This is a genomic window from Aliivibrio sifiae (assembly GCF_002954705.1).
Taxonomy (GTDB): Bacteria; Pseudomonadota; Gammaproteobacteria; order Enterobacterales; family Vibrionaceae; genus Aliivibrio; species Aliivibrio sifiae_A.
Window position 1 is genome coordinate 667,956 of record NZ_MSCO01000002.1, and the last position, 5,969, is coordinate 673,924.

Genomic DNA, 5,969 nt, shown 5'->3' on the forward strand with positions numbered 1-5,969 from the left:
TGATATCTAACATGTGGAATCATTAGCTCTTCACATAATTGTTCCGCTATTTTTTCCGACCAATGTTCACCAGTATTTAAGCGTGAGTATTTAAATAGCCATTTTTGTGATTTATCTGAAGCCGTAAAAAACCAAAATTTTTCTTTTGTACCTAGCTGTTCTAAGTCATCAGCACTAACATTAATATCATATACTTTAAATATCATTAGCATTTAAATCTTGTAATTATATTGGCCAGAAAATAACAGATTTTAAGAAAATTAGCCATTTAATAACTCAAAAACATTAACTTAATCTAAATAATAATTATCTATACACACAAATGATTATGTGGAATTTACCCCCGTGATACAGAACGGGGGTAGTGCGCCATACTCCGCTTTCAGAAAATGGGGAACCCCTCCCGCAAGCGGGTCCCTCCCCATGTTTGAAAGCGAGTAGAGCAAAAGCAGTCTGGCAGGGTGGCGACTTTTCAATAATCGGAATTTGCGACTGGAAACAGCGCACTGATTATTTGCAATGACGTGAAAGAAAAGCGTTTCGCTCCGCTTATATTGCTACGCAATAGATCTTTCCTCGCGCAGCTCGTCACAGTTAGGAACGCGCAGGACACAAAAAAAAGGTATGTCATTTTTTGACATACCCATGCATTGAATTATGACAAACTAAAACAAGTTCGCACCAATTGCTTCAATCCCATCTTTAGGTACTGAGATTTCCCCACACGTAACTATTTCACTGAAATCGCCATAGCTTAGTTCATAGAAGCAGTCCGCAATCTTCTTAAACTCATAGCCAAAGTTCAGTAAATCATTATGCTCAATGGTAAACAACATTTTGTTATTCTCATACACATCAATATAGATGCGATAGAAGTTGAGCGACTGGTCAGGAACCGACTCACCATCATAGCTTGCTCTTACAAATTGCTTCGCTTGGCCAGCAACATAAAAAGTAAATTTAGACAGTGGGTGACTTGGTTTCTTTTCTTGTTTAACTTTCGTTTCTTTGTTGATGTTTGTACTACTTGGAGACTCAACAGCGTGTTGTTGAGTTGGCGGTGTTCTTACTGATGGCGGTTGTGAGCTTTCTTTTTTTCCCATAAAGGCCATTGATAAAATCACAGCGGATAAAACAAAACAAATGCCGGCACCAATAACAGGCCAACGTTTCCAGAGTGGCGTAATGTCTTGAGCATACGCCTCTTGAACCGCAGAGTTTGAAGCCGTATGACTTTTGTAAAATGCAAAGTAAGACTTCTTATATTTACGAATAGAAGTATTAACCACATCACCAGACGCACCTTGCTTTACTTTCTTTGTATATGAATTCTCTGAGCCTAATGCCGTGTTCTTCTGACAGATATAGTTAATTTCAATCATGTCTCTAATGTCACGATGTATCTTTCTAAGGTGTTGAGTAATCAAAACGATATCAATACCATAGTGACGGTGTAACGAATAGAATTCTAATATTTCAGAATCAAGACCACGCGCAGGCAGTACCATGTGACATTCATCAATCAAGTAGAGTGGCCCTTGTCCTTTGTCGTTCTTCCATTCATCAATATAGTGAACGTGTTTAGAAAATGGTCTTTCAGTCGAACCAAAATCATTTAGTTTGCCATCGATAACCACAATTAAATCGACAACTTCAGGACCGAATACCTTTACAAACATATCAATTTGCAAAGGTAAGTTTGTTATGACTTTTCGCCCAGATTCAAGGGCAGGGAGAACATGAAACGCAACCGCTTCATAACTTTTTCCGCCCCCTGGTCTTCCACTAATTCCATATATCATATTAAGACCCTAAACGTACAAATGGGATCATTTGTAATGTTAATCGAATAACAATTGCTGACCCGATAATGATTAAACAGTTGGGTAGGCCAATCATCATAAAGACCCATGACACATTAGGCGGTATCCCTGTTAAGTACTGGCTAATATCAATCGGTTCAAACAACGACAGAATAAGATTACCAATCCATTCGGCAAACGTTAAAAACTGATCTAAAACCCAAAAAAAGAGATCCTTAAACATTCTAGGAATACTTAAAAATGACGAGTAAGCAAATGAAATTAAGATATTAAATAATTCAACTAACCATTCCATATTAACCTCCAAACACTAGTTTTCTAGCTAGCGCGATTGATGAGAAAGTGAAGCAGAAGCGGACGAACGCCCAGATATAACTAAAGTCTTGAAAGAGGTCATAACAACCAAAATCATAAATAATATCTATGCACATGTTTGTATTTGGCTTTTGTGCATTAGAAACATTGATATGAGTAAAAATATTAGTGACTTGCTGGATAGCGCCAGTAGATATTGAATCCATCCTTTCCGAAACTAAATCAGACATATTTTCATACTCTGAATATTCAGATTCATAAAGTGATTCACACGTTCCAGAGGAGTAGCAGTCAGTAAAATTTGCACCCGAAGTATCAGTATTTACAATTTGATTTATACCATTACCAATGTCACCGATACCTGAATTAAGTTGCATTAAACTATCATTAACGCCATTGATCGCATTCACTTCATTACTAGATAACATTTGATTCATATTTTTAAGGTTATCTATCTGGTCGGTTACCGATTCCGTATTGTCTTTTATTTCTGTCACAACTAACTCAAACCCCTGAGCATTGCTGTCTTTTAATTGTTTAAGGTTAGAATTATTGTCGTTATGAAAACTTCTTATCTCATTAATTACCCCTGATAAATCAGTACTAGGATTTGTTCCACCTCCCGTATCTGTGCCACCGCCTGTATCGGGTTTATCGGGAGCATCTGGATCAACTGGATAAGTCCCACCATTACACTCTAATGTATTTCCATCCCATGAACATTCCGAATCAGGATCCAAAGGTGTATCATCATCAGGTTGTCCGTCACCATCGGCATCACCAGAGCAGGATAAAACTCTATCTTCAACTGGCCCTGTCCAAATACATCCACCCGGAGGCGGCATTGGTACATTTCCCCCTGAAGTAATCCCATCACCTGAGCACGATTCACCCGTTTGAACAATGTCACCAAAACATCGGTCATCTGTAGTAAAGCAAGCAATACTAGATTCCCCAACTGTTGGTTTAGCCTCAGCACCACAACTAGCAACACAAAAAGTCGGTTTATCCCCATAAGAGCTGTAAGGCCAGAACCGACGACCAAGGTTTTCGTTTGCTGTACATAATGGTTTATCGCTCTTAACACAGTAACCCGTATTCGGGTTTATATAATCAGGTGCATCACAAACATCATATTCAGAATCACCTTTAGAAAAACTAAACCATTGAGGCTTAATCTCTCTATTGTTCCAAGTTGCCAAAACTAGAACGCTTGTACCTTGAATTTTATAATCATGGACAACTGCCGTTTTTCCGTGAATAACAAAAGATTTACCAACAGCACAGTTCGCAAACCAATAAATATCCATAGGAGTTTGTGCAGGTTGTGAAAAAGGACAGGCTTGAATATCCAACATCTTCACACTAAATCGACCGATTAAACTCGATTCAGCAAAGGAGTAACCAGAGAATAAAACTGAAATCAGTAAAAGTATTTTTGTCATAATTCAGTCCAAAAAAAAGCAGCCCGAAGACTGCTTATAAATGGTTTGTTACCGTAAATTGTAGACCGTAACGAAACCAGAAAGAGCGCCTAAAATTACATACAAGACAATAATTAAATCATGTATCAAAAAGGCCATAACGATTACGCTTTATTAACAGTTCGTTTAGCAAGGCTGATAGATTTCATTACCATCGTAATACCAACAATCAACACACCGATACCACCAACCGAAGCCGCGACCGTTGTTAAATCAATAGCGCCAAAAATAGCGTCAGTGTTTGAGTCAGCAAAAGCAGGTGAGGCTAGGGCAACACTACCAATCAGAACCAGTTTTTTCGCATTCATGAATTTCATGATATTTTCCTTTTTATATCTTACGGATTAATTTTTTGGCTATCCCAATGGGATAAGTCATCAAGAACCCCATACCAACAACGACAAATATCCCAAAGGTGATTGCGGCTGTGATACTGGCAGGGGAAACGCTAATCGCATCGAACCAAAAACTATAATCAACCTTAGATATCAAAAGATAATCCGTGCACGTTTCGATTGAATCGGCCGTTACAGATAATGTGTTATCAGGGTTTAGTTTTAGGCACAATGTCATTTCAAATCACCTTACTTAGTATTCAATGACGTTTGAAAATGCTTTTTCACATCATCATCAAGTGGTTTAAGTTCAGTAACGAGAATCTCTAATGGATCATTAGGATTTGCACCTAACACCAAGTCGTACTCACGATTTGGAACAAATACACGTCCTTTAATTAAGGTTCGCGCATACTCCAAATTGATTTTTAATGGTTGTTTGTTAAATGGAATGTCCGTTGAAAAGCCAATGCCAATCTGCTCAAATTTTTCAACGCTTACGTCTTCAATACCACGAAGAACGGACAGCTCGGCAAACTCCATATTTGATTTAGGGAAACGCTTAATAGAAATACCTGTAATAGTAACCATGGTTAACACTCCAATTTTGAATTCATTATTTTGTTCATCATGTGCTGATATGAGTCAGGAACCCCCATAGCAGTAAAGCCCTCACGACGATGTTTGTGTGGAACAAGCATTCCAAATGCCTCACCTAAATCACCGTCACACATAGCAATAACTTCAGCTAGAGCAACACCACATTGACGACGAACCCAAGCAATACGGCCAAAGAACTCAAGGCCGACGCACTTTTTTGTCAGTTCGATTTTTAAGCCCTCAGTCGGTTCAATACTTGCCGAAAAGTCACACAGTCCAGAGAACGCAGCAGCAGGAGACGCCAATAAATCAATATTGCATTTCTTCAATTCAACTTCGTTTCTGTACCAAACAACATTAGGGTCAGTAATGTGTTGCTCTAATTTTTTGTTGTAAACACGCCAGTAAACCGTAGATTTTCTTGATCCAACAAGCGTTGCTTCTTCTGATAATTCACCAGTTTGAGAAACACGTTTATGAGGAACCATTGTCGGGCCACGACCTTGCGGAGCAGTTCTAAATGCTCCCTCATAAAAGCATTTTTCTGCGTATTGGCAATCGAACACACCGGAATAATCATCAACACAAAGATCCAATCGTGCTAGTCGATTAATGCCGATAATGTTGCTTAGATACCAATGGATTTTCTGTGGCGTTGTATGAGAAAACAAATGTTTACAGCCAGTACCATTGATTTGGACAAACACCGTATCTTGATTACCACCGATACCAATCAATCCACAATCGACCGTTCCCGTTGAATCAAAGATAGTCATTGAATCCTCATAACCATGAAGACCACGACCGCGCATTTTAGAAATACGAAAACCAAACGCTTTAAACATGAATTCATCAAAGCGATGCGCTAAGACTTTACGAACTTTATTCTTATAAGATGTGATCGCTTTTTCTTCAGCTTCAGGCCCTTGAGCTGTTGGTGCTTTGTACTCAGGAAACTGTAATGAATAGAAATCTTTATCATCAGTCTTGTCTAAATGACGCAAAGCCGAGTAGGGAAATGAAAAGGCTAAATGGTCTATCTTTACAGGACGTGCTTCATTAGCTAGCTGTTTGAAATCAGATTGCATGAAACACTCCTTTAAGTAGTAATGATTGATAGTTTTCATCAGTGATTTCGATTAACTCGTAACGATCATCACCATAGTTTTGTTCTAGGAATTGGTTGAACTCAGCCATATTACGAAAGTAGTTATGACCCCAAGCGAAATACACATTTACGCCATGGTTGGGTTCATTGTCGTAATAGATTGAGTCCATGATTATTTATTACCTTTAAGTTTAAGATCTAAAGCTAATTTACTGCTTTCAAGCGTTTTAACTTGTCGTTCAATTTCCTCAAATTCAGAAAAAGAGACAAAACCGTCAGACATAGCAGAAGAAATAAGAGGCTT

The 5,969-nt window shown here is 38.4% G+C and carries 9 protein-coding genes; all 9 read right to left on the reverse strand.

The window, feature by feature from the left end; all coding sequences use genetic code 11:
* The coding region (locus tag BTO22_RS14070; RefSeq protein WP_219843875.1) for a hypothetical protein at positions 1–206 on the reverse strand (206 nt) is incomplete at its 3' end.
* A 459-nt stretch (positions 207–665) separates the two neighbouring features.
* Positions 666–1,802, reverse strand: coding sequence for a zonular occludens toxin domain-containing protein (locus BTO22_RS14075; protein ID WP_105056022.1), 1,137 nt, complete (start codon positions 1,800–1,802; stop codon positions 666–668).
* 1 nt (position 1,803) lies between these two features.
* Positions 1,804–2,118, reverse strand: coding sequence for a DUF2523 family protein (locus BTO22_RS14080; RefSeq protein WP_061030447.1), 315 nt, complete (start codon positions 2,116–2,118; stop codon positions 1,804–1,806).
* A gap of 1 nt (position 2,119) precedes the next feature.
* Complete coding sequence (locus BTO22_RS14085) at positions 2,120–3,583, reverse strand: hypothetical protein (protein WP_105056023.1); 1,464 nt, start codon at positions 3,581–3,583, stop codon at positions 2,120–2,122.
* A gap of 143 nt (positions 3,584–3,726) precedes the next feature.
* Positions 3,727–3,939: a hypothetical protein gene (locus BTO22_RS14090; RefSeq protein ID WP_061030445.1), complete on the reverse strand. Its 213-nt coding sequence runs from the start codon at positions 3,937–3,939 to the stop codon at positions 3,727–3,729.
* A 13-nt stretch (positions 3,940–3,952) separates the two neighbouring features.
* Positions 3,953–4,195, reverse strand: a complete 243-nt coding sequence (locus BTO22_RS14095; RefSeq protein WP_061030444.1) for a hypothetical protein — start codon at positions 4,193–4,195, stop codon at positions 3,953–3,955.
* Between the two features lie 11 nt (positions 4,196–4,206).
* Complete coding sequence (locus BTO22_RS14100) at positions 4,207–4,548, reverse strand: DUF1293 family protein (protein WP_061030443.1); 342 nt, start codon at positions 4,546–4,548, stop codon at positions 4,207–4,209.
* A 2-nt stretch (positions 4,549–4,550) separates the two neighbouring features.
* A complete protein-coding gene (locus tag BTO22_RS14105) occupies positions 4,551–5,645 on the reverse strand; it encodes a replication initiation factor domain-containing protein (protein ID WP_061030442.1) in 1,095 nt (364 codons plus the stop codon).
* Entirely contained in the window at positions 5,635–5,835 is a 201-nt protein-coding gene (locus BTO22_RS14110; RefSeq protein ID WP_061030441.1) for a hypothetical protein, read from the reverse strand. The genes BTO22_RS14105 and BTO22_RS14110 overlap by 11 nt, the downstream gene beginning before the upstream one ends.
* Between the last annotated feature and the right edge of the window lie 134 nt (positions 5,836–5,969).

What these genes read in the sequence shown, in the direction of transcription:
- BTO22_RS14075 (WP_105056022.1), bottom strand. Translation starts at nt 1,802, where the DNA reads ATGATATATGGAATTAGTGGAAGACCAGGGGGCGGAAAAAGTTATGAA.
- BTO22_RS14080 (WP_061030447.1), bottom strand. Translation starts at nt 2,118, where the DNA reads ATGGAATGGTTAGTTGAATTATTTAATATCTTAATTTCATTTGCTTAC.
- BTO22_RS14085 (WP_105056023.1), bottom strand. Translation starts at nt 3,583, where the DNA reads ATGACAAAAATACTTTTACTGATTTCAGTTTTATTCTCTGGTTACTCC.
- BTO22_RS14090 (WP_061030445.1), bottom strand. Translation starts at nt 3,939, where the DNA reads ATGAAATTCATGAATGCGAAAAAACTGGTTCTGATTGGTAGTGTTGCC.
- BTO22_RS14095 (WP_061030444.1), bottom strand. Translation starts at nt 4,195, where the DNA reads ATGACATTGTGCCTAAAACTAAACCCTGATAACACATTATCTGTAACG.
- BTO22_RS14100 (WP_061030443.1), bottom strand. Translation starts at nt 4,548, where the DNA reads ATGGTTACTATTACAGGTATTTCTATTAAGCGTTTCCCTAAATCAAAT.
- BTO22_RS14105 (WP_061030442.1), bottom strand. Translation starts at nt 5,645, where the DNA reads ATGCAATCTGATTTCAAACAGCTAGCTAATGAAGCACGTCCTGTAAAG.
- BTO22_RS14110 (WP_061030441.1), bottom strand. Translation starts at nt 5,835, where the DNA reads ATGGACTCAATCTATTACGACAATGAACCCAACCATGGCGTAAATGTG.